Source organism: Streptomyces sp. NPDC102274, assembly GCF_044766385.1.
In the GTDB taxonomy this organism is placed as follows: domain Bacteria; phylum Actinomycetota; class Actinomycetes; order Streptomycetales; family Streptomycetaceae; genus Streptomyces.
The window spans coordinates 343,914-367,451 of the sequence record NZ_JBIWLW010000005.1 but is presented as its reverse complement, the minus strand read 5'-3'; the positions used below and the strand labels follow the sequence as shown (position 1 = coordinate 367,451).

Annotated in this window: 20 protein-coding genes and 2 tRNA genes; 12 read left to right on the top strand and 10 right to left on the bottom strand. The window is 69.6% G+C overall.

Features of this window, described 5'->3' with window-relative positions:
- Positions 1–194: 194 nt before the first annotated feature.
- Positions 195–1,319, bottom strand: coding sequence for a hypothetical protein (locus ACIRQP_RS10190; RefSeq protein ID WP_403886246.1), 1,125 nt, complete (start codon positions 1,317–1,319; stop codon positions 195–197).
- Between the two features lie 184 nt (positions 1,320–1,503).
- Positions 1,504–4,149 (bottom strand): aminopeptidase N, encoded by a 2,646-nt coding sequence (pepN, locus tag ACIRQP_RS10185; RefSeq protein WP_403886243.1) that lies wholly within the window; start codon positions 4,147–4,149, stop codon positions 1,504–1,506.
- A 149-nt stretch (positions 4,150–4,298) separates the two neighbouring features.
- Between pepN and ACIRQP_RS10180 the strand changes: the two genes are divergently transcribed.
- Positions 4,299–4,922, top strand: a complete 624-nt coding sequence (locus ACIRQP_RS10180) for a DsbA family protein (RefSeq protein ID WP_403886240.1) — start codon at positions 4,299–4,301, stop codon at positions 4,920–4,922.
- A gap of 140 nt (positions 4,923–5,062) precedes the next feature.
- Here the strand turns inward: ACIRQP_RS10180 and ACIRQP_RS10175 are convergent, their stop codons facing one another.
- On the bottom strand, positions 5,063–5,704 hold the full coding sequence (locus ACIRQP_RS10175; protein WP_403886237.1) for a superoxide dismutase: 642 nt from the start codon (positions 5,702–5,704) through the stop codon (positions 5,063–5,065).
- Positions 5,705–6,183: 479 nt separating this feature from the next.
- Here ACIRQP_RS10175 and ACIRQP_RS10170 point away from each other — a divergent pair, with 479 nt between their 5' ends.
- Positions 6,184–6,768 (top strand): biotin transporter BioY, encoded by a 585-nt coding sequence (locus tag ACIRQP_RS10170; RefSeq protein WP_403886234.1) that lies wholly within the window; start codon positions 6,184–6,186, stop codon positions 6,766–6,768.
- A 37-nt stretch (positions 6,769–6,805) separates the two neighbouring features.
- Here the strand turns inward: ACIRQP_RS10170 and ACIRQP_RS10165 are convergent, their stop codons facing one another.
- Positions 6,806–7,453, bottom strand: coding sequence for a response regulator (locus tag ACIRQP_RS10165; RefSeq protein ID WP_403886231.1), 648 nt, complete (start codon positions 7,451–7,453; stop codon positions 6,806–6,808).
- Positions 7,444–8,664, bottom strand: coding sequence for a sensor histidine kinase (locus tag ACIRQP_RS10160; protein ID WP_403886228.1), 1,221 nt, complete (start codon positions 8,662–8,664; stop codon positions 7,444–7,446). Before ACIRQP_RS10160 ends, ACIRQP_RS10165 begins: the two co-directional genes overlap by 10 nt.
- Before the next feature lie 109 nt (positions 8,665–8,773).
- Here ACIRQP_RS10160 and ACIRQP_RS10155 point away from each other — a divergent pair, with 109 nt between their 5' ends.
- Entirely contained in the window at positions 8,774–10,372 is a 1,599-nt protein-coding gene (locus ACIRQP_RS10155) for a serine hydrolase domain-containing protein (protein WP_403886225.1), read from the top strand.
- A 35-nt stretch (positions 10,373–10,407) separates the two neighbouring features.
- Here the strand turns inward: ACIRQP_RS10155 and ACIRQP_RS10150 are convergent, their stop codons facing one another.
- On the bottom strand, positions 10,408–11,859 hold the full coding sequence (locus ACIRQP_RS10150; RefSeq protein WP_403886223.1) for an amino acid permease: 1,452 nt from the start codon (positions 11,857–11,859) through the stop codon (positions 10,408–10,410).
- A gap of 188 nt (positions 11,860–12,047) precedes the next feature.
- Here ACIRQP_RS10150 and ACIRQP_RS10145 point away from each other — a divergent pair, with 188 nt between their 5' ends.
- Complete coding sequence (locus tag ACIRQP_RS10145; protein ID WP_403886220.1) at positions 12,048–12,536, top strand: ribose-5-phosphate isomerase; 489 nt, start codon at positions 12,048–12,050, stop codon at positions 12,534–12,536.
- Between the two features lie 302 nt (positions 12,537–12,838).
- Entirely contained in the window at positions 12,839–13,648 is an 810-nt protein-coding gene (locus ACIRQP_RS10140; RefSeq protein WP_403886218.1) for an Fpg/Nei family DNA glycosylase, read from the top strand.
- A 26-nt stretch (positions 13,649–13,674) separates the two neighbouring features.
- Here the strand turns inward: ACIRQP_RS10140 and ACIRQP_RS10135 are convergent, their stop codons facing one another.
- Positions 13,675–14,910, bottom strand: a complete 1,236-nt coding sequence (locus ACIRQP_RS10135; protein ID WP_403886216.1) for a GNAT family N-acetyltransferase — start codon at positions 14,908–14,910, stop codon at positions 13,675–13,677.
- Between the two features lie 106 nt (positions 14,911–15,016).
- Between ACIRQP_RS10135 and ACIRQP_RS10130 the strand changes: the two genes are divergently transcribed.
- Complete coding sequence (locus tag ACIRQP_RS10130; protein WP_403886213.1) at positions 15,017–16,162, top strand: PP2C family protein-serine/threonine phosphatase; 1,146 nt, start codon at positions 15,017–15,019, stop codon at positions 16,160–16,162.
- Between the two features lie 108 nt (positions 16,163–16,270).
- Here ACIRQP_RS10130 and ACIRQP_RS10125 read toward each other — a convergent pair whose 3' ends face one another.
- Both ACIRQP_RS10125 and ACIRQP_RS10120 read right to left on the bottom strand, forming a co-directional pair.
- Entirely contained in the window at positions 16,271–17,494 is a 1,224-nt protein-coding gene (locus ACIRQP_RS10125; protein ID WP_403886210.1) for a cation:proton antiporter, read from the bottom strand.
- Between the two features lie 203 nt (positions 17,495–17,697).
- Positions 17,698–17,889 carry a hypothetical protein gene (locus ACIRQP_RS10120; protein WP_403886207.1) on the bottom strand — a complete coding sequence of 64 codons (192 nt, stop codon included), beginning with the start codon at positions 17,887–17,889 and terminating at the stop codon, positions 17,698–17,700.
- Positions 17,890–18,090: 201 nt separating this feature from the next.
- Between ACIRQP_RS10120 and ACIRQP_RS10115 the strand changes: the two genes are divergently transcribed.
- Positions 18,091–18,285 carry a hypothetical protein gene (locus ACIRQP_RS10115; protein WP_403886204.1) on the top strand — a complete coding sequence of 65 codons (195 nt, stop codon included), beginning with the start codon at positions 18,091–18,093 and terminating at the stop codon, positions 18,283–18,285.
- A 105-nt stretch (positions 18,286–18,390) separates the two neighbouring features.
- On the opposite strand, the gene ACIRQP_RS10110 is transcribed toward ACIRQP_RS10115, so the two are convergent.
- Positions 18,391–18,461: transfer RNA gene (locus tag ACIRQP_RS10110), tRNA-Gly, on the bottom strand.
- A gap of 151 nt (positions 18,462–18,612) precedes the next feature.
- Between ACIRQP_RS10110 and ACIRQP_RS10105 the strand changes: the two genes are divergently transcribed.
- The 5 genes from ACIRQP_RS10105 (at position 18,613) to clpX (ending at position 23,384) form a co-directional block, all read left to right on the top strand.
- Positions 18,613–18,689, top strand: a tRNA-Pro gene (locus ACIRQP_RS10105).
- Between the two features lie 176 nt (positions 18,690–18,865).
- Positions 18,866–20,284 (top strand): trigger factor, encoded by a 1,419-nt coding sequence (tig, locus tag ACIRQP_RS10100; RefSeq protein WP_403886201.1) that lies wholly within the window; start codon positions 18,866–18,868, stop codon positions 20,282–20,284.
- 334 nt (positions 20,285–20,618) lie between these two features.
- The gene (locus ACIRQP_RS10095; RefSeq protein ID WP_030352383.1) at positions 20,619–21,224 is read left to right on the top strand and encodes an ATP-dependent Clp protease proteolytic subunit; all 606 of its coding nucleotides are present in this window, start codon (positions 20,619–20,621) and stop codon (positions 21,222–21,224) included.
- A 46-nt stretch (positions 21,225–21,270) separates the two neighbouring features.
- On the top strand, positions 21,271–21,945 hold the full coding sequence (locus ACIRQP_RS10090; protein WP_030352382.1) for an ATP-dependent Clp protease proteolytic subunit: 675 nt from the start codon (positions 21,271–21,273) through the stop codon (positions 21,943–21,945).
- A gap of 146 nt (positions 21,946–22,091) precedes the next feature.
- On the top strand, positions 22,092–23,384 hold the full coding sequence (clpX, locus tag ACIRQP_RS10085; RefSeq protein ID WP_129771118.1) for an ATP-dependent Clp protease ATP-binding subunit ClpX: 1,293 nt from the start codon (positions 22,092–22,094) through the stop codon (positions 23,382–23,384).
- Positions 23,385–23,538: the final 154 nt, after the last annotated feature.

Genomic DNA, 23,538 nt, shown 5'->3' with positions numbered 1-23,538 from the left:
CCCGCCAGCGCGGCGTGTGCGCCACCGAGGACCAATGGGGCGAAACCCACGCCGGTGCCGATGTCGATGCCGGTGCCGGTGCCGGTGCCGATGCCCGACGTCGATGCCCGATGCCGGGGGCGGGCGGCGGTTCCGGTTGCCGCGTGCCGGTGCCCGCGCCGCGGCCGGTCCCGGCACGCCCGCCCCCGCCGCGCTCATCTCGGCAGGATGACCACCTGTGCGGCCGGATCCCGGTCGTTCGCCGCCATCAGGGCCGTACGGACCACCGTCGCCTGCTGATCCGGCGCCTCCCGCAGCTTCCTGGGCGTGAGATGGACGACCGTGATCCCGAGCCGCTCCAGATGCTCGCGCTTGCGGACGGCCGCCGACCACTGTTCGTCCTCGTCGTCCGTCCGGTCGGCGGTCCGGCCGCCCGGCCTCGGCGCCCGGGTGTCCAGCTCGACGGCGACCGCCTGATCCGGCCAGTAGGCGTCCACGCCGCCCAGATACGGTCCGCCGGGCAGCCGCAGATCCACGTTCCACAGCGGCTCCTGGAGCCCGTACACCCGCACCAGTTCGTACAGCCGGCCCTCGGCCAGCGTCCGCCCCTCGGCGAGCAGGGAGTCCACCGCGTCCACCACATGCTGCCGCGCCAGCAGCCCGGACTGGTTCAGCTCCCGTACCACCAGGGCCGGTTCGCAGTGCCCGGCGCGGACCGCCTCGGTCAGCAGCGCGACGACGGCGTCCGCGTCGGACAGCTCCGCCACCGCGTCGGCCAGCGCCCGCCCCACGGGCGCCACCGGCATCCCGTCGACCCGCTCGGGCCGCGGCAGGGAGTGGGCCCGGATCAACCGGGCGTACCCCGTGGACCGCAGCCGCCGGGTGCGCGGTACGAGCACATCGATCCGGTCCAGCGAGAGCAGCGGGGGAGTGGACGAGAATCCGTACAGCGCCAGCGCCGCCAGCCCCGTGATCATCACCGCGCCGTACGGGGACACCGACGTCGCGGACGACGACGCGGACGACGCGGACGACGCGGAGGTGGCGGACGGCGAGAGCCGGCCGGGCTGGGCCGGCACCCCCCGGGAGCTCTCCGCGCTCGGCCGCCCCGCGTACAGCAGTACCGCCCGGAGCCGCTCATCGGCGGTCGGCGGCCCGGCGTGCAACAGGAAGACCCCCGGCAGCGGTTGCTGCCAGGGGCCGCCGGGCCGGCACTGAGCGGTGGCCCGGCCACCCGGGACACCGCGCTCACGCAGCTGCGCGAGCGAGAGCACACGACTCCGCACATCATCGGAGAGGTGGCCGAGGGGGCGGGGGGAGACCGGGGTGTTGTTGTTCATGTCCCGGTGTCTCCCCCTACTCTGGCGTCCCTCTAACCCCCGTTACCCGTTTGTCGGCAAAACCGGACAAGATCGTCCTAAAGTAAGGGCGTTCGACTGCCGATCAGAGGCCCGCCCGCAGGCCCCGGAGCCGGACGCCGAACGAGCCGTCCGGCGCCGGACACTTCGTCACCTCGTCACCTCGTCAACGGGCCGCCGCCGTGTCGCACTCCTGACCGCGCAGCGCGCGCGCCAGATCGTCCGTCGCCTCCAGCACCAGCCTGCGCAGGGCGGGGGCCGCGTCCTGGTGCGTGTCCAGCCAGGCCGTCGCCGCGTCCAGGGTCCGGCGGTCTCCCTGGAGCCCCGGGAACAGCCCGCGCACCACATGCATGGCGATCTGGATCGAGCGCTCGGCCCACACCCGCTCGATCACCTCGAAGTACTTCGCGGCGTACGGCGCGAGCAGCTCCCGCTGGCTCGGCCGGGAGAAACCGGCGATCGTCGCCTCGACCAGCGCGTTCGACAGCGCGTCGGACTCGACGACCTGCGCCCATGCCTGCGCCTTGACGGCGGCCGACGGCCGGGCCGCCAGACAGCGCACCTGGTGGCGCTTGCCCGACGCCGTGTCGTCCCGGGCCAGTTCGGCGTCGATGACGGACTCGTCCGCCCGCCCGTGGGCGGCCAGCGGCCCCAGGAAGGCCCAGCGCAGCTCCTGGTCGACATCGAGACCGTCGATCTTCGCCGTACCGTCCAACAGCCCGCGCAGCAGCCGGAGATTGGTGTCCGAAGCGGCGACGGCGGCGAAGAAACGGGCCCAGGTCAGCTGGTGCTCGCTGCCCGGCTCGGACAGCCGCAGCTCGCGCAGCGCGCCCTCGGCCAGCAGCCGCCCGCCCTCCTCGCGCCACGCCGGCGCCGCGTAGTGCGTGAGTGCCGACTCGGCCCAGGCGTGCAGCATCTGGAGCACGCCGATGCTCGTCTCGCGGCCCGCGTGGGTGAGCACCAGTCCGATGAAGTCCCGGGCCGGCATGAGCGCGTCGCGCGTGAGGTTCCAGAGCGCGGACCAGCACAGGGCGCGGGCGAGCGGGTCGGTGAGGTCCCCGAGATGCGCGCGCAGGGTGTCCAGCGAGCCCGCGTCGAAGCGGATCTTGCAGTACGTCAGATCGTCGTCATTGACGAGGATCAGCTCCGGCCGCTCCGCGCCCGCCAGTTCGCCGACGACCGTACGCGGCCCGGCCACATCCGTCTCGGTACGGGCGAACCGTACGAGCTTGCCGTCCGGCGTACGCCGGTAGAGCCCGATGGCCACCCGGTGCGGCCGCAGCTCCGGATGCGACTCCGCCGCGTCCTGCACCACGGCCAGCTCGGTGATCCGCCCCTCGGCGTTGAAGATCACCTGCGGGGTGAGGGAGTTGAGCCCGGCCGTTTCCAGCCACGACCGGGACCAGCCCGCCATGTCGCGCCCGGACGTCTCCTCCAGTACGGAGAGCAGATCGGCCAGGCGCGTGTTGCCGTACGCGTTCCGCTTGAAGTAGCGCCGGGCGCCCTCCATGAACGCGTCCTGGCCGACATACGCCACCAGTTGCTTCAGCACCGACGCGCCCTTGGCGTACGTGATGCCGTCGAAGTTCAGCTTGGCGTCCTCCAGATCACGGATGTCGGCCGTGATCGGATGGGTGGACGGCTGCTGGTCCGCGCGGTAGGCCCATGCCTTGCGGTTGTTGGCGAAGGTCGTCCATCCGTTGGTGAAGCGGGTCGCCTCCACTTGCGCGAACGAGCCCATGAAGTCCGCGAACGACTCCTTCAGCCACAGGTCGTCCCACCAGCGCATGGTCACCAGATCGCCGAACCACATGTGCGCCATCTCGTGCAGGGTGGTGTTCGCCCGGCGCTCGTACGACGCCTGGGTCACGTGGCCGCGGAAGATGTACTCCTCGCGGAACGTCACCAGACCGGGGTTCTCCATCGCGCCGAGGTTGTACTCGGGCACGAACGCCTGGTCGTACTTCCCGAACGGGTACGGGTAGTCGAAGTGGTCGTGGAAGAAGTCCAGGCCCTGCTTGGTGATCAGGAAGACATCGTCCGCGTCGAAATGCCGGGCGAGCCCCTTGCGGCACATCGCGCCGAGCGGGATCTCCAGGACCGTGCCGTCGTCGAACGTACGGCGGTACGAATCGGTCACATAGTGGTACGGACCGGCCAGAACCGTCGTGATGTATGTCGAGATCGGCTTCGTCTCCGCGAAGTGCCAGACACCGTCGGTGAGCGTGCCCTCGCCATTGCTCCACGCGGTCCAGCCCTCGGGCGCGGTCACCCGGAAGAGGTACGGGGCCTTGAGGTCGGGCTGCTCGAAGTTGGCGAAGACCCGGCGCGCGTCGGCCGGCTCGTACTGCGTGTAGAGATAGACCTCGCCGTCCTCCGGGTCGACGAAGCGGTGCATGCCCTCGCCGGTGCGGCTGTACGCGCACCGCGCGTCCACCACCAGTACGTTCTCCGCCAGCAGGCCGTCCAGCGCGATCCGCGAGCCGTCGAAGACGGCGGCCGGGTCCAGCTCCGTCCCGTTGAGCGTCACGGCGGTCACGCTCGGGGCGATCAGATCGGCGAACGTGCCGGCCCCTGGTTCGGCGCAGCGGAACCGGATCGTCGTCACGGAGCGGAAGGTCCGCGGTGGTGTGTCCGCGCCCGGCATGTCCGTGCTCGGTGGCTCCGCGCCCGGTTCGCCCGAGCCCGGTTCACCCGAGCCCGGGACCCCGCCGACCGCCGAGCGCAGGTCGAGGTCCACCTCGTACCTGTCTACGGTCAGCAGGCCGGCCCGCTCGCGGGCCTCTTCGCGGGACAGGTTCTCACCAGGCACGTTCACTCCTTTGTGGCTCGCCTTCGTGGCTCGTCCGAAACAGCAACGATCGTCGCACGCGCCACCGACGTGCGGCATACGGGAATGCTCCCGGCGGGCCGGGGCGTTCTCGACATGACGTGCGTTCGCAGCCGTTCTTGAGGAGAGACATGTCCGAGAAGACCCCCGTCGACTTCTGGTTCGATCCGCTGTGCCCCTGGGCCTGGATGACCTCCCGCTGGGTCCTCGAAGTACAGAAGGTCCGCGATATCGAGGTCCGCTGGCACGTGATGAGCCTGGCCGTCCTCAATGAGGACAAGGACATCCCCGCGGAGTACCGCGAGGGCCTCGCGAAGGCATGGGCCCCGGTCCGTGTGGTCGTCGCCGCTCAGCAGAAGCACGGTGACAAGGTCGTGGGACCGCTGTACACCGCGCTCGGCACCCGCTTCCACAACCAGGGCGAGGGCGCGACCCGCGAGGCGATCGTCGCCGCGCTGGACGATGCCGGTCTGCCCGCCGATCTGATCGATTACGCCGATTCCGACACGTACGACAAGGAGCTCCGCGCCTCCCACAAGGAGGGCATAGACAAGGTCGGCCAGGAGGTCGGTACGCCGGTCATCGCCGTCCCCGGCGCGGACGGCGAGCAGATCGCCTTCTTCGGCCCGGTCGTCACCCCGGCCCCCAAGGGCGAGGAGGCCGCGAAGCTCTGGGACGGCACGCTGATGGTGGCGTCGATCCCGGGCTTCTACGAGATCAAGAGGACGCGTACCCAGGGACCGATTTTCGACTGACCGGGATCTGCCCGATGTCACAGAAGGACCCCCGTGAGTCACGTCCTCGCGGGGGTCCTTCCTCATTCCGCCCGCACGTGAAAGGTGAGAAGACGATCACGAGCAGGACGTGTACGGCCCGGGGCGGGGGCCCGCCGGGTCTACGGGGCGAGCAGCAGGTTGTGGGCGCGCTCCTTGGCGGACGCGTAACGCTTCGCCACGTCCTGCCAGTTGACGACACGCCACATGGCCTCGATGAAGTCCACCTTCTGGTTCTTGTACTGGAGGTAGAAGGCGTGCTCCCAGGCGTCGAAGACCAGGACGGGTACCGAGCCCTGGCCGACGTTGCCCTGGTGGTCATAGACCTGCTCGACGATCAGCCGGCCGCTGACCGGCTCGTACGCGAGCACGCCCCAGCCCGAGCCCTGGGTGGTCGCGGCGGCCTTGGTCAGCTGGGACTTGAAGCCCGCGAAGGAGCCGAAGGACTTGGCGATCGCGTCCGCCAGCTCGCCGACGCCGTCCGCGGCGAGCGGCTCGCCGCCCCCGTCACCGGTCATGTTGTGCCAGTAGATGGAGTGGAGGATATGGCCGGAGAGATGGAACGCGAGGCTCTTCTCCAGCCCGTTGATCGCTCCCCAGGACTCCTTGTCGCGCGCCTCCGCGAGCTGTTCGAGCGTGTCGTTGGCGCCCTTGACGTAGGCCGCGTGGTGCTTGTCGTGGTGCAGCTCGATGATCTGCGGATTGATGACCGGTTCGAGCGCCGCGTAGTCGTACGGAAGTTCAGGAAGCGTGTATACCGCCATGGTCAAACCCTCCGGCCTCTTATTGCGCATCTTATGCAAGTGCACGCTAACAGCAACATGGTCGGGTGCCGATCAGGCGATGGTCCTAAGTCCTGTCCGGTCGGTCTTCGTGGGCCCGCGGCGTCTGGTGCAGGGGGTACCCCCGTGCCGTTCAGGCCAAGGGGGAGCATCGCAAGGCGGAGGATCGGCGTTGTGGATGGCCCGGCCGTACGAGGACGATCCGACAACGCGGCGAGGTGCCGTGCCAGGCGTCGCGGGCCCACGAAGACCGACCGGACAGGACCTAGGTCTTCCCTGCCGCCGCCGTTGCCGGGGCGGCACTTTGTGCCACCTCCGACAACGCGCTGACGTCCCCTTTGTGGGCGACTGACGGTGAAAGGGCGCGGGGCGGTCGGCTACCGTCGGGCTGTTCGATGCCTGATGCCCGAAGCCCGTAACCCGACGTCGGAAACCCGACGCCCCATGACCGCGGAGACCCCATGAGCACTGCTGCCGCAGCCCCCCGTACCGGAGCGGTCCTCGCCGATCTGCTCCCCGCCACCCGCACCCGGGACATCGCCCTGGTCGTCGGGGGAGCGGTGCTCACCGGAGTGGCGGCGCAGATAGCCGTCCCGGTCCCCGGCTCTCCCGTGCCGGTCACCGGCCAGACCTTCGCCGCGCTGCTCGTCGGCACCGCCCTGGGCGCCCGCCGCGGTTTCCTCTCCCTCGCGCTCTACGCCGTGGTCGGCATGGCCGGGATGCCGTGGTTCGCGGAGGGCCGCTCGGGTCTGAGCTTCGCCTCCTTCGGCTATGTCCTCGGCATGCTGCTCGCCGCCACGGTGGTGGGCGCGCTGGCCCGCCGCGGCGGCGACCGTTCCGTACCGCGTGCGGCCGGGACGATGGTGCTCGGCTCGGTGCTCATCTACGCGGTGGGCGTGCCCTACCTCGCGCTGTACACCGGGATGTCACTGAGTGCCGCCGTCAGCGCCGGTCTGGTGCCCTTCCTGCTCGGGGACGCGCTCAAGGCGGCCCTGGCGATGGGCGCGCTGCCCGCCGCGTGGAAGCTCATCGGCCACCGCGGCTGACGTCACCCGAGCACCGAACCCGAGCGCGACGCGCCGGTCACGCGCGGAGGTAGGTGAGGACGGCGAGGACGCGGCGGTGCCCCTGGCCGTCGAGGTGGAGTTCGAGTTTCTGCAGGATGCCGCTGACGTGTTTGTTCACCGCCGCTTCGGTGACGTACAGCTCGCGGGCGATCTCGGTGTTGGCGTGGCCCTCGGCCATGAGGGCGAGGACTTCGCGTTCCCGTGGGGTGAGCCGTCGCAAGGGGTCGTGGCGGCGGTTCAGGAGCTGGCGTACCACCTCGGGGTCCACGACCGTCGCACCGGCGGCGACGTGGGTGACCGCGTCGACGAACTCGGTGACGGCGCTCACGCGGTCCTTGAGGAGATAGCCGATGCCGCTGTCGCTGCCGAGGTCGAGCAGGTGGGCGGCGTAGGACTGCTCGATGTACTGGCTGAGGACCAGGACAGGCAGGGTGGGGCGCTCGCGGCGCAGAGCGATGGCGGCGCGCAGGCCGTCGTCGGTGTTGTCCGGTGGCATGCGGACGTCGGTGACGACGATGTCGGGGTCGAGCTCCCGGACCGCGGTGAGCAGGGCGTCCGCGTCGCCGACGGCGGCGAGCACCTGATGGCCGAAGCGGCTGAGCACGCCGACCAGCCCGTCCCGCATGAGCGGGGAGTCCTCGGCGAGTACGACGGTCAGTGGCATGGCAGTTCCACGTGCAGGAGTGTAGGTCCGCCCCGCGGGCTGGAGATACGGAGTCTGCCGTCCGCGGCGGCGAGGCGGTCGGCGAGGCCGATCAGGCCGGTGCCCGCCTCCGGGTCGGCGCCTCCGATGCCGTTGTCGCTGATGGACAGGGTGAGGACGCCGGTGTGCAGCCGGGCGTGCACCCGGGCCCGAGTCGCGTGACTGTGTTTGGTGGCGTTGGTCAGGGCTTCGGCGATCACGAAGTACGCCGTGGTCTCCACGGAGACGGGCACACGGCGGGGAAGGCGTATGTCGGCCGTGACGGGCAGGACGGAGCGGGTGGCGAGGTTCTCGACCGCCGCTGTCAGACCGTGGTCGGTGAGGGCCTTGGGGTGGACGCCGCGACTCAGCTCGCGCAACTCGTCAACGGCGAGGGTGACTTGTTCCTGGGCGTTGACGAGCTGCCCGGCCAGGGAGGAGCCCGGCTCGGCGTCGAGGCGGGCCAGACCGAGCATCACATTGAGCGAGACGAGCCGCTGCTGCGCTCCGTCGTGCAGGTCCCGCTCGATCCGGCGTCGCTCCGCGTCGAAGGCGTCGACCAGACGTGCCCTGGAGGCTCGTACGTCGGTCAGCCGGCGTCCCAGTTCGCTGTCGCGGGGCGCCAGCATGAGACGCGTGACCGCCGCCCTCGCACCGGCCCAGGCGGTGATGGTGTACGGCGCCGCGGGCAGCAGGCACAGGCCGACGATCAGCAATGGCCAGGCACCGGGATCGTCGAGCGGCGACACCATCACCAGCACGGGGACGGCCAGGGCGAAACCCAGGACGAGGGCATCCATCCACCACAGAGCGGTCAACGACACCGCGGTGAAGCCGAGCTCGCGCCAGGTCGCCGGCTCGCGCAGCCGCGTGTACAGCCATCCGCGCAGCCCCGCCCGTTCGGGGGCCTGGTGGGGGTCAGGCACCGGGTCCAGGTCCACGAGGCGCAGGCGCCACCGCTCGAAGCGGGTGACGACGATGCCGGACAGCGCGACGCCGAGCAGGAGCACCGCCCCCACGGCCACGACCAGCGAAACGATCCCCGCGACCAGCGTGATCACCAGGACGGTCGTGGTGACGGCGCCGAAGACGACCCCGGACAGCAGATAGGCGAACGCCCGCCAGGGCCAGCCGGAGCCGAGCATTTTCAGCGGGGTCTGGGCCAGGGCCTGCCACGCGGTTCGGTGTCGCACGCGCCGACCGTACCGGGGCGGGGATCCCGAAGCGGTAGTGCCGGCACTACCTTTGGACTCGCGTGTACGCCAATGCGCCGACGGGGGCCGGACCGGTGCACTGGGCCCCATGAAGATGTTCACCGTCCCCGCCGCCCCCACCATCCGTACCGGAGCCCGTCGCGGACTGGCCGCCCTGGTGGCCGGGCTCTGCGTCGCGGCCACGTTGTCCGCCGCCCCTCCCGCGTCCGCCGCGAAACCCGCCGCCGCCCTGGGTCCGCTTGCCATCGACCGTTACGTACGGGACTACATGGAGCAGACGGGTCTGCCGGGCGCGGTGGTCGCCGTCACCAAAGGCGACCGGGTTGTGCACACCGCCGGTTACGGGCACGCCGCGTCCGGGCAGGCCATGACCGCGCGGACGCGCGTACCGGTGGCGTCGCTGTCGAAGTCCATGACCGCGCTCGCCGTCATGCGGCTCGTCGAGGCGGGCAAGGTCGACCTGGACCAGCCCGCGCACCGTTACCTGCCCGAGTTCACCATGGCCGACCGGCGCGCCGAAGAGATCACCGTCCGGCAGCTGCTGACCCAGACCTCCGGCATGGCCGACTCCGCCTACCCCGATCTGACGCGCGCCCAACCGCGGACTCTCAAGGAGGCGGTCGCCGCGATGCGCGAGGCGCACCTGGCCGCCGCGCCGGGCACCAGGAACAGCTACCACAACCCCAACTACTTCGTCGCGGCCCGCCTGGTCGAGGTCGTCAGCGGACAGCCCTTCGCCGACTACCTGTCCGCGGAGATCTTCCAGCCGCTGCGCATGACGCACACCACCTCCGTCGACACCACCGACGACATGCCCGATCGCGCCCGCGGCTACGTCCGCGCGTACGGCTCGGTGTTCTCCCGTTCCCACCCCCGCTGGTTCGCCGCCGGCGGCCACGGTGTCGTCACCACGGCCGACGACCTCTCGCAGTGGCTGATAGCCCAGAACAACCAGGGCGTGTCCGCCGACGGCCGACGCGTCGCCACCGCACGCACCATCGATCTCACGCACACTCCGCCCACGTCACCGCGGGACAGCGACTACGCGATGGGCTGGTGGGAGAACACGCGGGACAGCGAACCCAGGGAGATCCAGCACACCGGCCAGCTCCTGACCCACAACTCGATCGCCACCCTGCTGCCCGACAGCGGGATCGGCATCGCGGTCGTCACCAACACCGGCATGATCTCCGGAGACGACGCGCCTCAGATCTCGCAGGGCCTCGTCGACCTCGCCCGGGGCGAGAACCCCGAGGTGGCCAAGCCGTTCTCCATGACGGCTGATTGGGTCCTCGCGGCCCTCACCCTGCTGGCGACGGGCCTCGGTATCCGTGGCGTCCTTCGAGCCCGCCGATGGGCTCGGCGCACCGCACGGCAACCGTGGCGGCGAGTGACGCGGATGCTGCCGTACACATTTCCCCTCCTCTTCCTCACGCAACTCGCCTTTCTCTTCGGCCTGTTGATGAACCGCAGGGGAACCCTGGCACAGGTCACCCACGTCTGGGCCGCCTTTGTCGTCTGCGCGGCTGTGACCGCCCTCGCCTCGACCACCGTGATCGCCGCACGGGGACTCGCGGCCTTCCGCCTCCACCGCCGCGCCCGACACGAGGACGGCGGCCGGCGAGAAGCCCCGCGGGTGAGCGGGGATCCGGACACCCGGGTGACTTCCGCCGGCCGCTCGTCCTGACGTCCCGGAGGCAGTGCGGAACGGGACGGGACGGTTCACCCCCGGCCGTCGGCCTCCGCCGCCTTCTCCCGCCGCCCACGCGCCTCCTTGACCAGCGCGATCGCCACCACGAGCGCCGCCACCAGCAGCGAAAGCAGCACCTGCTCGCGCGCCGTGTCGTCGGTGAGCATGTAGACCAGCACGAACGAGATCATCGCGATCGTCGCCCAGGTCAGATACGGGAAGAGCCACATCCGTACGACCAGCTTCTCCGGCTCCTCGCGCAGGATCATCCCGCGCATCCTCAGCTGCGTGAAGCAGATGACCAGCCAGACGAACAGCGCCACCGCGCCCGACGAGTTGAGCAGGAACGCGAAGACCGAGTCGGGCCACTGGTAGTTGAAGAAGACGGCGACGAACCCGAAGAGGACGGAGGACAGGATCGCGGCCGTGGGGACACCGCGCGCGTTCGTCCGGGCGAACGCCTTGGGCGCGTCCCCGCGCAGGCCGAGCGAGAAGGCCATCCGGGACGCCGTGTAGAGACCGGAGTTCAGACAGGACAGGACGGCCGTCAGCACGATGAAGTCCATCACCTGCCCGGCGTGCGGGATCCCGATCGAGTTCAGCGCCGCGACGTACGAGCCGTCCTTGACGATCGACGGATCGTCCCAGGGCAGCAGCGTCAGCACGACGAAGATGGACCCCAGATAGAAGACGGCGATCCGCCAGATCACGCTGTTGGTCGCCCTGGCGACGGCCCGCTGCGGGTTCGAGGACTCGCCGGCCGCGAGCGTGACGATCTCGCTGCCCATGAAGGAGAAGACGACCATCAGCACACCGGTCAGGATCGCGCCGGGCCCCTTGGGCAGGAATCCGCCGCTGTCCGTGAGATGCGCGAAACCCGCGCCCGGATTGTCGGACCCCGGCAGCAGCCCGAAGACGGCGAGCAGACCGACGACGACGAACGCCCCGATCGCCACGACCTTGATACCGGCGAACCAGAACTCGAACTCACCGTACGAGGCCACCGACGCGAGGTTCGTGGCGGTCAGTACGACCATCACGATCAGCGCCCACGCCCACTGCGGCACGGCCGGTATCCAGCCCTCCAGGATCTGGGCGCCCGCGGTCGCCTCGACCGCCAGCACCACCACCCAGAAGAACCAGTAGAGCCAGCCGATGGAGAACCCGGCCCAGCGGCCGAGCGCCTGGTCCGCGTAGGCGGAGAAGGATCCGGAGCTGGGCCGCGCCGCGGCCATCTCACCGAGCATGCGCATGACGAGTACGACCATCAGGCCGACCAGCGCGTACGACAGCAGGATGCCGGGTCCCGCGGCGGCGATACCGGAAGCGGAGCCGACGAACAGCCCCGCCCCGATCACTCCGCCGATCGCGATCATGGACAGATGGCGGTTTTTGAGACCGGCTTGCAGGCCGTCGGAGGACTGCGGATTCCCAGGCTCGCTGGGAGCTCCGCCTTCCTTCGTGGGGGACGGCAGGGAAGTCATGCGGCAATCCTTACGTCTACGGTCCACTCAAGTGATGAGTCCCGGCATTCAAGCGTCCGAACCCCCGAAGACGGAAGTGCCTATCCTGTTTCTTTGCCCGGGGCGGACACCGGGGTTACCGGAATATTGATCACGCTGACCGCTACCCAGCGGAGCGCGAGGCACACCCCGCGTGCCACACTTCGGTCATGCGCGTGTATCTCGGTTCCGACCATGCCGGCTACGAACTCAAGAACCACCTCGTCGAGTGGCTCACGGCCCACGGCCACGACCCCGTCGACTGCGGACCCCACATCTATGACGCCGAGGACGACTATCCGCCGTTCTGCCTGCGCGCCGCGGAGCGCACGGTGGCGGACCCGGGCAGCCTCGGTGTGGTGATCGGCGGCTCCGGAAACGGCGAGCAGATCGCCGCGAACAAGGTCAAGGGCGTCCGCGCCGTCCTCGCCTGGAGCGAGGAGACCGCGGCTCTCGGGCGCGAGCACAACGACGCCAACGTCATCTCCGTCGGCGGCCGGATGCACACGCAGGACGAGGCGACGAAGTTCGTCGAGATCTTCCTCGCCACCCCGTACTCGGGCCTGGAGCGTCACGCGCGCCGTATCAAGATGCTCACCGACTACGAGTCGACCCACGAGCTGCCGCCCGTCCCGGCCCACCACCCGCGCCAGGACTAGGCCGTGTCTGACAAATTCCGCCTGGCTCACGGCGTCTGGCACGCGCGCTCGCCGCGTTGTCGGGCTCGTCCACGTAGCTCCGCTACGAGGACGACCCTCCGCCTTGCGATCGCACGCACCAGACGCCGTGAGCCCCGCCCTCCGGGCGGACGGCGCTATTTATCAGACACGCCCTAGGGCCTGTCTTCAAAGTCCCGTCTGCCCGGCGGCGGCCGCCTTTCGGGCTGACGGCGCTACTTTGAAGACGCGCCCTAGGTGTTCTGTCCGGCCTGACATCGAGGACCTGTCACAGAGGAGACCCCGTGCCCGAGGGGCATACGATCCACCGGCTCGCCGAGGACCATCTCGACCGCTTCGGCGGCCGGCCGGCCCGGGTCAGCAGCCCGCAGGGCAAGTTCTCCGACAGCGCGGCGCTCCTCGACGGCCGGGTCCTCGACGCCGTCGACGCCCACGGCAAGCATCTCTTCCTCGGCTTCGGCGACCTGGGCTGGGTCCATATCCACCTCGGTCTGTTCGGCAAGGTCGGCTTCGGCGACGCGCCCGCCCCGCCGCCCACGGACACGGTCAGGCTGCGGCTCGCCTCCGACATCGCGTACATGGATCTGCGCGGCCCCACCACCTGCACCCTGATCACCGCCCCCGAGAAGGAGGCGATACACGACCGCCTCGGCCCGGACCCGCTGCGCCGCGCGGACGACGGCGAGAAGGCGTGGGCGCGGATCTCCCGGTCCCGTACGACCCTCGCCGCCCTGCTCATGGACCAGAAGGTGATCGCGGGCGTCGGCAATGTCTACCGCGCCGAAGTCCTCTTCCGGCACGGCATCGACCCGTACCGCGCGGGCAAGGACGTCACCCGCCGCGAATGGGACGCGATCTGGGCGGATCTGGTGGCGCTGATGCGGGAGGGGGTACGGAACAACCGGATCGACACCGTCCGTCCCGAGCACACCCCCGAGGCGATGGGCCGCCCGCCGCGCGTCGACGATCACGGCGGCGAGGTGTACGTCTACCGCAGGGCACGGATGCCCTGCCTGCTGTGCGGCGACGAGATCCGCACCGCGACCCTCGCGGCCCGTAACCTGTTCTGGTGTCCGGGCTGCCAGCAGCGCTGAACGCCGGTTCCTCCCGCTCCGCCGGCTCAGAACCCGTGGGGCAGCCAGGGCGCGATCTCCGACGAGAACGCGGCGGACGCCTCGCCCAGCGCTCCGGTCCGTGTCTCCCGTATCCGCCCGGCGCGTGCCAGCGCGGCCAGGGACACGCCGCCCAGATACGCGGCCCCCAACTCGTTGACGGACAGCACCAGATCGGCCTGATCGACGGTGCGCTCGCAGGACGCGCCCTTGGGGTCGCCGGACAGCCGCCAACGCCCCTCGTTCCAGGGGCAGAACGCGTCCGTCACCTCCATCACCACATCCACCGGCGTCCGGTACGTACGGGCCTCCAGCGCGGCCCCGACCTCCACCGGCCGCAGATACAGCGAGTCCCGCAGCCCTGTCCGGCACCGCCGGATGTCGGAGACCAGATACTGGAACGGGTCGTCCGCGGGCCGGTTGCCCGCCCGGACCGCCGACGTCAGATCGATCGAGAAGAGAAAGTCCCAGAGCGACGCGTACGCGACCGGGTCCAGGGCGTACAGATCCCGCAGCTCGATCGTGCCCTTGGGGCCCGACGCGTCCCACTCCGGCTTGTTGTGGAAGAGCGTGAACCCCACCACCTCGCCGTCCCGCTCCGCCAGCACGCACTGGAGCGCCGACATACCGTCCCTCGCCTTCCCGGCGTCGACGACCGGATGCCGCTCCCAGCCCGGCCGGCGGGCGAGCATCCCCGGCCGCCCCGCGACCTCCGCGGCGTACACCGCCTCGCACGCATCGCGTACAGCCGGGTCGTCCGGTTTCACCCGACGAAGACGTACATCGTCCGATCGTCCGGGAATCGTGATCCGTACCCGGGAGGTGTCGATCTCCGCCGAGAGCTGCTCGGTCGCGACGCCGTATCCGTACCGTCCGTAGATCACCGGCTCGGAGGCCGTCAACACGGCGAGCGGTTCGCCCCACGACCTGACGTCATCGAGTTGGCGCCGCATCATCGACGTCAGCACCCCGCGCCGGCGGTGCGTCGCCGCCACGCTCACCATCGTCACGCCCGCCGCGGGGACCTGGGCACCGCCCGGCACCGAGAGCCGGAAGCTGAACGCCCCCGCCGTGCCCACGCACTCATCGCCGTCCCAGACCCCGATCGAGCGGTCGAACTCGGTGAGATCCCGCATCAGCCGGGTCTCCCCGATAGTCTCCGGGACACCGCCGAACGCGAGCTCCAACGCCCCGTACCAGGTGTCCCATTCGGCCGGTTCCAGTACCCGTAGATCCATCGTCATATGCCATCAGTACCAGGGGTACGACAACGAGGCGACCCGATTTCGAACGCAATGTCACAGGGGTCCCCCTGCACGCCGGGCGGACGGATCGATAGGGTCCACAACAATGGCCGGTGTCGCGGGAGCGGAATCGTACTCGGCCCGGATGCGCAGGAAGCTGCACCGGGTCCGCAACGGCGTGCGCAAATCCGGGGTCGACTACTTCCGCGGCGACGGCTCCGACTGGATCGCCCTCGTCGGTCTGCTGCTCACCATCCCGGCCATCACGCTCACCACGATCGCCGTCCCCGTCTGGTGCGCGCCCTCCGCGCTCGTCCTCCCGATCGTGGCCGGCGGGCTGCTGCTGCGGCCCGCGAGCCTGCTCAGCCTGTACGCGGCCGCGGCCGCCGCGCTGATCGTCGAGTCGATGGTCCTCGGCCCGTACCCGGGGGGTCCGGCGCGGGTCACCCCGGGCACGGTGCTCGTGGTCGCCGCCTGCGGGCTCTTCGGACTGCTGATCGCCCAGTTCAGGGCGCGGGTCGGGGTGCCCTGGCGGCGCGGCGGGACGATGCTCTTCGACCTGCGCGAACGGATCAGGGTGCAGAGCGCCCTGCCCCGGCTGCCCAAGGGCTGGCACCGCGAGATGGCGCTGCGCCCGGCCGGCGGCCAGTCCTTCTCCGGCGACTTCGTGGTGGCCGCCCGTACGAACGGCGGTCGCACGCTCGAAGTCGTCCTGACCGATGTCTCCGGCAAGGGCATGGACGCGGGCTCCCGCGCCCTGCTGCTCTCAGGCGCCTTCGGCGGACTCCTCGGCTCGCTCCCGCCGCACAGTTTCCTCCCGGCCGCCAACGGCTATCTCCTCCGGCAGGACTGGGACGAGGGGTTCGCCACCTCCATCCATCTCGTCCTCGATCTGGACTCGGGCGACTTCGAACTGCTCTCGGCGGGCCATCTGCCCGCCCTCCAACTGCACGCGGGCAGTGGCCGCTGGGAGGAGAAGTCGGGCGAGGGCCCGCTGCTCGGGGTGTACGACGGGGCGCAGTTCGACCCGGTCAAGGGCTCACTGCGCCCCGGCGACGTGCTGATGCTCTTCACGGACGGTCTGGTCGAGGCCCCGGGACGCGATCTGGGCGAGGGCATCGACCGCCTCACGGGCGAGGCCGACCGCTATGTCGTCCCGGGCTTCGAGGGCGCGGCCTGGCATCTGATCGAGGCGGTCGCGAAGGACGTGAACGACGACCGCGCGCTGCTGCTGATCTGCCGCGAGGCATGACCGCCGGCCGGCACCGACCCGCGGACAGAACTCCCCTCCGCCGTTACGGGCGGAGGGGAGCGCGGTGGGTGTCGCGGGCCGTCGCGGGTGGGGGTAAAGGCATGGGAGTCAGCTCGTCACCGGTGCGCCTCTGTCGCCCGAATCCTTGACGTACGGGGGCTCGTTCGCCTCGGGCCCGCTGCCGTCGCCGCCGCTCCCGCCACCTGGCAGGATCCGGGCCAGCCAGTGCGACCTGCCCGCCGCCAGCGGACCGAGGACCGCGAGGACCAGGACATATCCGGCGATGAACGGAGCGAGCCGGCTGTCGAGGCTCGCTCCCGCCGCCATCGTGGCGAGGATCAGCGCGAACTCGCCCCGGGCCAGCAGCGTCGTCGAGATGTTCGCCGCCGGCCGGGCACCGAAACCGAAGACCCTGGCCGCCGTCAGCCCCGCCGCGACATTCATCACCAGGGTCACCGCCACGGCGACGAGTACGGGCCAGAGCACGGTCGGCAGATCGCCCGGGTTGATCGACAGCCCGAAGGCGAAGAAGAAGATCGCGCCGAACGCGTCCCGCAGCGGATGGACGAGCTTGCGGATCCGGGGGCCCGAGGTGATGCCACCGAGCATCAGACCGACCATGAACGCGCCGATGGCGTCCGCGACTCCGAACCACTCGGAGACGCCGGCCACGAAGACCGCCGCGCCGAGGAAGGAGATGACGAGCAGTTCGTCGTCCTTGGTGTTCATGAGCCGGCCGACGACCTTCGTACCGAACCGGGCGGCGAGCGCGAGCAACAGCAGGAAGCCGAACGCCTTCCCGCCGTCCATCACGGCGGCCGAGGCGTTGTCCGCACCCGACAGGATGGGCTGGAGCGCGGCGAGATAGAGGGCCAGGAAGATGTCCTCGACCACGATGATGCCGAGGATCGGTTTGGTCTCCGGGTTACCGATCCGGCCCATGTCGACCAGGACCTTGGTGACGATCGCGGACGAGGAGATACCGAGCACACCGGCGAGCACCAGCGCCTCCGACGTGCCCCAGCCGAGCGCGAAGCCGAAGCCGAGACCGGCGCCCACGTTCAGCGCGAGATACGCGCCGCCGGCGAGGGCCATCTTCCGGCCGCCCGCCCTGAGGTCGTCCAGATGGAATTCCAGACCGAGATAGAAGAGCAGCAGGACCAGCCCGAGGGCGGAGAGCATCTCCAGCTCGTGCGGGTCCATGACCAGCACGATGCCGGGGGTGTGCGGGCCGAGCAGGATCCCGGCGAGGATGAACAGGGGAATGGTGGGCAGCTCGATACGGCTGCCCAGACGGGCGAGTACGGCGGCGGCGAGGAAGGCGCCGCCCATGGCTATGAGGGTCTCTGCGTGTCCGATGGGACCGTTCCTCCATCAAGTCAAAGAAGCGTCAAGAAATCGTCAATAATTAGTTTACCAAACGGTTTACTGCGCAACTGTGGCCCCGGGAACGGGACCGGACCGGATGGGTGAACCGCGGAGGTACTCGGTGACGCCGCGCGGCAGCCGTCGTACCGGAGGCGTGCACAGCGGCGTCACCGCGGCGGCGGCTCGAAGACCACGCACGGCACCGCGACCCCGGTCACCAGGCGCCTGATCTGGTGCGGGCGTGCGGTGAAACTCCGGGAGAAGCAGCCGGAGATGAGGATGAAGGCCGGCATGTGGAAGGCATGGACGAGCAGATGGAGCGCGCGCGTCGCCCGGCTCGGCACTGGCGTGTCGGCCACCTCACGCGCGGGCGGGCCGGGCGCGGCGCGGTCGCGCGGAACCCGGCGCGCGGGGGGTGCGATTGGCGCTATCGCGTATGTCACTGATTCGTCACCGGCCAACATCCGCACGGAGGTTGATGGCACGATGGTCGGAGCGGGGGTGTGGCGTGCGCACTCCCCGGGGCTGGGCCAGGCGGACCGACCGAGGGTGTGATCAGTATGGCCATTTCGCTGTCTGTGGTGGTTCTGTTGGCGGTCATCCTCGTGGTGCTCATCCGCGGTGGCTCACTCAAGGCCGGCCCCGCGATAGTCGCGATCCTGTTCGGCTTCTTCCTTGCCTCCACCAACATCGCTCCGTCGGTGAACAGGTTCATGAACTCGATAGCCGAAACGATCAACCAGATCAGCTTCTGACGCTGTCTGCGGCGGACCGAAGCGGGAGTCGAAACGAGGAGAGCCGGTCTCCGTGTCGTACGGAAACCGGCTCTGACTCGTATGTTCCTGCTGGTCCTGCTCAAGAGCGGGCGACGGGAATCGAACCCGCGTAGCTAGTTTGGAAGACTAGGGCTCTACCATTGAGCTACGCCCGCACGCGTCGTGCCGCAGGTCATGCGGCCTCGGCACGGACCACATCGTAGCGGGTCCGGGGCGCTCGTCGCACACCGGTAAAGCGGCGGTCAAGGCACCGGTCGAAGCGGTCGGCCGCATGCTCGCGGGCATGTACCCTACGTGTCGCACCGACGGGGTGTGGCGCAGCTTGGTAGCGCGTCCGCTTTGGGAGCGGAAGGTCGTCGGTTCGAATCCGGCCACCCCGACCATTTTTCAAGATCGAATCGCAAGATCACATTGTGGGGCTCTTCCCGCTTGCGGTTACTATGCAAGCTGCGTGCCCGTGTGTCTGAAGAGTCTCTGAGGAACCGGGCCGATCCGCTGGATCGCGCCGCACCGCGGGGACCGGCAGAACCCAAGAATCAGCCACCAAGGAGACCGAACCGTGAAGAGCGCCGTGGAGACCCTGAACCCGACCCGGGTTCGGCTCACTGTCGAGGTGCCCTTCGAGGAGCTCAAGGACAGCCTCGACGCGGCGTACAAGAAGATCAACCAGCAGGTCACGGTGAAGGGCTTCCGCAAGGGCAAGATCCCGGCCCGCGTCATCGACCAGCGGTTCGGGCGTGGTGCTGTGCTGGAGGAGGCCGTCAACGACGCCCTCCCGAAGTTCTACACCGACGCGGTCAACGAGGGTGAGCTCAATGTCCTCGGCCAGCCCGAGGTCGACATCACCGAGCTCAAGGACGGCGAGCTGCTGGCCTTCACCGCCGAGGTGGACGTCCGCCCGGTCATCGAGATCCCGGACTACTCCGGTATCGAGGTCACCGTCGACTCCATCGAAGTCAGCGACGAGGACGTCGACAAGTCGGTCGAGCAGCTGCGCGACCGCTTCGCGTCCACCAACCCGGTCGAGCGCGCCGCCGCCGAGGGCGATGTCGTGACCGTCGACCTGGAGGCCAAGGTCGACGGTGAGGTCCTGCCCGACGGTGTGGCCACCGGCGTGCAGTACACCATCGGCTCCGGCGAGCTGCTCGACGGCATCGACGAGGCCGTCACCGGCCTGGAGGCCGGCGGCGAGGCCACCTTCACCTCCGAGCTGAAGGGCGGCGCCGCCGAGGGCAAGGCCGCCGAGGTCACCGTCAAGGTGTCCCAGGTCGCCGCTCGTGAGCTGCCCGAGCTGGACGACGAGTTCGCGCAGATGGCGAGCGAGTTCGACACGCTCGACGAGCTGAAGGCGGACAGCCGCAAGCGCCTGGAGAGCAGCAAGCAGTACGACCAGGCCACCCAGGCCCAGGAGCGCGTCCTCGACGAGCTGCTGAAGCTGGCCGAGGTGCCGATCCCCGAGAAGCTGCTCGCGGAGGAGATCAACACCCGCAAGCACAATCTGGAGCACCACCAGCTCGGTCAGATGGGCCTCGACCTCGCGAAGTACCTGGAGATCCAGGGCAAGACCGAGGAAGAGTTCGACGCCGAGACCAAGGAGCAGGCGGAGAAGGGCATCAAGACCCAGTTCATCCTCGATGAGCTGGTCAACAAGGAGAAGCTGAACGTCAACCAGGAGGAGCTCACCGAGCACCTCATGCGGCGCGCGCAGTCCTCCGGCATGTCCCCCGACCAGTTCGCCCAGGCGGTCGTCGAGGGTGGCCAGGTGCCGATGCTGGTCGGCGAGGTCGCCCGCGGCAAGGCGCTCGCCGTGGTCGTCGAGGCCGCGAAGGTGACCGACACGAACGGTGAGATCGTCGACCTGAACGACGAGGACGAGGACGAGACGGTCGAGGCCGCCGACTCCACCGAAGCCGTCGAGGCTTCCGACTCCACCGAAGCCGTCGAGGCCGAGGAGAAGGCCGACAAGAACGAGGCCTGAGCCGTCTCGCTCTGAACGACAGGACGGGCCCCGGACGCACCACGCGACCGGGGCCCGTCCTATCCGCCCCGAAGCCCTACGGGACCCGCTGGTCGCCGACTGCGCCAGGGGTGGCACGGGGGGCCGCGAGAGGACCAACAGGCCCGCTCAGGGCCGTACGGAGCCTCAACTGCCTTGCGCTCCCAGCGAACAGCCCCGGAAGCAGGATGGCCCGCGCCGACCAGCGCGTTAGGGTCCATGAATACGAGGGCAGGGGAGTCTCCCGTCCCCGGTAAGAAGACGCTGAGACGGCCGCAGCCGTCAGAGACGAGCAGGTGTATACGTGACGAATCTGATGCCTTACGCCGCCGGTGAGCCGTCCCTCGGTGGTGGCCTCGGCGACCAGGTCTACAGCCGGCTGCTCGGAGAGCGGATCATCTTCCTCGGCCAGCAGGTCGACGACGACATCGCCAACAAGATCACGGCGCAGCTCCTCCTCCTCGCGGCCGAACCCGAGAAGGACATCTACCTCTACATCAACAGCCCCGGTGGCTCGGTGACAGCCGGTATGGCCGTCTACGACACCATGCAGTACATCCCGAACGACGTGGTCACCATCGGTATGGGCCTCGCCGCTTCGATGGGTCAGTTCCTGCTGACCGGTGGCACCGCGGGCAAGCGCTTCGCGCTGCCGCACACCGACATCCTCATGCACCAGGGCTCCGCGGGCCTCGGCGGCACCGCCTCCGACATCAAGATCCAGGCCGAGCAGCTGCTCCGTACGAAGAAGCGCATGGCCGAGATCACCGCGCGCCACACCGGCCAGACGGAAGAGGCGATCATCCGCGACGGTGACCGCGACCGCTGGTTCACCGCCGAGGAGGCCAAGGCCTACGGCATCATCGACGAGATCATCTCCGCTGCTTCGGGTGTTCCGGGCGGCGGCGGTACCGGGGCCTGAGATCACCAGCCCCGTCCAGCCGGCCCAGCCCACCGAACGCCACAGGATGGTGAACACCCACATGAACAACTACTCCGCGAGCGGCCTCTACACCGGCCCGCAGGTGGACAACCGTTACGTCGTCCCGCGCTTCGTGGAGCGCACGTCGCAGGGCGTGCGCGAGTACGACCCGTACGCGAAGCTCTTCGAGGAGCGCGTGATCTTCCTCGGGGTGCAGATCGACGACGCCTCCGCCAACGACGTCATGGCGCAGCTGCTCTGCCTGGAGTCGATGGACCCGGACCGCGACATCTCGATCTACATCAACAGCCCCGGCGGCTCGATGACGGCGCTCACCGCCATCTACGACACGATGCAGTTCGTGAAGCCGGACATCCAGACCGTGTGCATGGGCCAGGCCGCCTCCGCCGCCGCCGTGCTGCTCGCCGCCGGCACCGCCGGCAAGCGGCTGGCGCTGCCGAACGCGCGCGTGCTCATCCACCAGCCGTCCAGCCAGACCGGCCGGGAGCAGCTCTCCGACCTGGAGATCGCGGCCAACGAGATCCTGCGGATGCGCGCCCAGCTCGAAGAGATGCTGGCGAAGCACTCGACGACGCCGATCGAGAAGGTCCGCGACGACATCGAGCGTGACAAGATCCTGACCGCGGAGGACGCGCTCGCGTACGGACTGGTCGACCAGATCGTCTCGACCCGCAAGACCACGGCCGCTGCGGCCGCCTGACACACCCGGCGCCCTCGGCGCGGTCCCACGACCACGTGTGAACCGCGCCAAGGGGGGCCCGAACGGGGGCCCGGGCAAGGTACCGTCGGATATGAGGCACAGGAGCCGCTGAACCAGGCTGCTCCCAGGCGAAGGGGAAGCACCTCGTGGCACGCATCGGTGATGGCGGCGACCTGCTCAAGTGCTCGTTCTGCGGGAAGAGCCAGAAGCAGGTGAAGAAGCTCATCGCGGGTCCCGGTGTCTACATCTGCGACGAGTGCATCGACCTCTGCAACGAGATCATCGAGGAGGAGCTCGCGGAGACCTCCGAGGTGCGATGGGAGGAACTGCCCAAGCCGCGCGAGATCTACGAGTTCCTCGAGGGGTACGTCGTCGGGCAGGAGCCCGCGAAGAAGGCGCTCTCCGTGGCGGTCTACAACCACTACAAGCGCGTTCAGGCCGGCGAGAACGGCGGGGTGTCCGGGCGCGAGGACGCGATCGAACTCGCCAAGTCCAACATCCTCCTGCTGGGCCCGACCGGCTCCGGCAAGACCCTTCTCGCCCAGACGCTGGCCCGCATGCTGAACGTGCCGTTCGCGATCGCCGACGCCACCGCGCTCACCGAGGCCGGGTATGTGGGTGAGGACGTCGAGAACATTCTGCTGAAGCTGATCCAGGCGGCCGACTACGACGTCAAGAAGGCCGAGACCGGGATCATCTACATCGACGAGATCGACAAGGTCGCCCGCAAGAGCGAGAACCCGTCGATCACCCGCGATGTCTCCGGCGAGGGCGTCCAGCAGGCCCTGCTGAAGATCCTGGAAGGCACCACCGCGTCCGTACCGCCCCAGGGCGGCCGGAAACACCCGCACCAGGAGTTCATCCAGATCGACACGACGAACGTGCTCTTCATCGTGGGCGGCGCCTTCGCCGGCCTGGAGAAGATCATCGAGTCGCGCGCGGGAGCGAAGGGCATCGGCTTCGGTGCGACGATCCGCTCGAAGCGCGAGATCGAGGCGAGCGACCAGTTCCAGGAGGTCATGCCGGAGGACCTGGTGAAGTTCGGGATGATCCCGGAGTTCATCGGCCGCCTGCCGGTCCTCACCTCCGTACACAACCTGGACCGCGAGGCCCTTCTCCAGATCCTCGTCGAGCCGCGCAACGCACTGGTCAAGCAGTACCAGCGGCTCTTCGAACTCGACGGTGTGGAGCTGGACTTCGACCGCCCGTCCCTGGAGGCCATCGCCGACCAGGCGATCCTGCGCGGCACCGGCGCGCGCGGTCTGCGCGCCATCCTCGAAGAGGTGCTCCAGTCGGTGATGTACGAGGTGCCGTCCCGCAAGGACGTCGCCCGGGTCGTCATCACGGCGGAGGTCGTCCGCGACAACGTGAACCCGACGCTGGTCCCGCGCGAGCCGCGCATCGTGAAGAACGACGGCCGCCACGAGAAGTCGGCGTAACCGCCGGCGTAACGGTCCGCGTACGCACAACAGAGGGGCGGGGGGGGCCCCGCCCCCCCCCCCCCGCGCCCCCCCCCCCCGCGGGGGGGGGGGGGGGGGCGTTGTGTCGGTGCCCCCGCGGGGGCGCTGGGGGGCCGCGGCGGGGGCGCCGGGG